The organism is Serratia sp. T13T92 (genome assembly GCF_047530105.1).
GTDB classification, from domain to species: domain Bacteria; phylum Pseudomonadota; class Gammaproteobacteria; order Enterobacterales; family Enterobacteriaceae; genus Chania; species Chania fonticola.
On sequence record NZ_JBLJAK010000113.1, the window covers coordinates 1 to 1,381 of the forward strand.

The 1,381-nt window shown below is 52.1% G+C and carries 2 protein-coding genes; one reads left to right on the forward strand and one right to left on the reverse strand.

The genetic code is table 11. The annotated features are described in order from the left end of the window. Positions 1–82 precede the first annotated feature (82 nt). Positions 83–1,102, forward strand: coding sequence for an IS110 family transposase (locus ACMV5I_RS29430; protein ID WP_414825966.1), 1,020 nt, complete (start codon positions 83–85; stop codon positions 1,100–1,102). A 64-nt stretch (positions 1,103–1,166) separates the two neighbouring features. Here the strand turns inward: ACMV5I_RS29430 and ACMV5I_RS29435 are convergent. Continuing rightward, the coding region (locus ACMV5I_RS29435; RefSeq protein ID WP_414825967.1) for a hypothetical protein at positions 1,167–1,381 on the reverse strand (215 nt) is incomplete at its 5' end.

Sequence of the window (1,381 nt, forward strand, 5' to 3'; positions counted from 1 at the left end):
GGATAATGAGATGGACGCTCCTACCACGGCATCGCAATGTGCCACAATTTGAGTGTCTAACCTCAACAGCAGGAGCGTCCAAATGAAAGTATCGACTCTTGGTATCGACTTGGCAAAAAACGTTTTTCAACTTCATGGTGTCGATCGCAACGGCAACACTGTCCTGAAGAAAAAACTGACTCGCGATAAATTCGTGCCTTTCGTGATGCAACTGGAGCCTTGTCTGATAGGGATGGAGGCCTGTTCTTCCAGTCATCATTTCGCACGCGTACTGGCTCAATTCGGCCATCAGGTCAAACTGATACCGCCGCAGTACGTTAAACCCTACGTCAAAACCAACAAGACCGATGCAGCCGATGCCGAAGCCATTTGTGAAGCAGTTGCCCGACCTAACATGCGCTTTGTGCAGGTGAAAACCACCGAACAACAGACTGTTCTGGCACTTCATACCGAACGCGATATCCTCGTCCGGGAACGTATCGCTTGTGTGAACAGTTTACGTGCCGTGCTGGCCGAGTTTGGGCTTGTGATGCCAACCGGTCATCGTGCTCTCCATCAAGGTATTCCTGAAATACTGGAAAACGGTGATATCGTCTTGTCCCCGTTTGTACGCCGCAGCGTAGCACGCCAGTTTGAACATATCCTGGCGCTTGAAGAGCAGGTTGCCCTGATTGAACAAGAGTTGGCCCAATGGGCGAAGACACAACCGGCCTGTCAGCGAGTCATGAAAGTTCCGGGAGTGGGGCTGCTAACGTCGACCTATCTGGTGGCTTCGGTAGGTAATGGGCAACAATTCCACTGCGCGAAGCAATTTGCTGCGTGGCTGGGTTTGACACCACGAGAGCATTCGAGTGGAGGCAAACAACGGCTGGGCAGCATGAGCAAACGGGGTGATGGCTACTTCCGGTATTTGCTGGTGCACGGTGCCCGAGCGGTTGTGTCGGTGATCGAACGACACAAAGAAGAGATGCCGTGGTTATCAGCGCTGCTCCAAAGGAAAAACCACAACGTGGCCGTAGTGGCACAGGCGAGTAAAACAGCGCGTATTCTATGGTCAATGTTGGTGAAAGAAACAGAATATCGACCCGGAACCGCCCATTGAGGCGAGCTCAACGGGGAGTTCCGGGTCAGCAAGAGTAAACGCAGTCCGATAGTTGCACGTGTAATCAAGAAGATGGCGAAACAGGTAAGACCGCAGGTGAGACATGCCGTATCGCGCAAGGGCAACCTGGCCCGTAGGGATGATAGGCACTCACCTGGCGGATTTCATCATGGTTCGGGTCGTAAAGACCCAGAAAGAAACCGAATATATGCCTGCAATACCTGTTCACCTTTTTCAAGAAAACACTGGCGTTATCGGGAGCGTCCATATATGCGCGAT

What these genes read in the sequence shown, in the direction of transcription:
- ACMV5I_RS29430 (WP_414825966.1), top strand. Translation starts at nt 83, where the DNA reads ATGAAAGTATCGACTCTTGGTATCGACTTGGCAAAAAACGTTTTTCAA.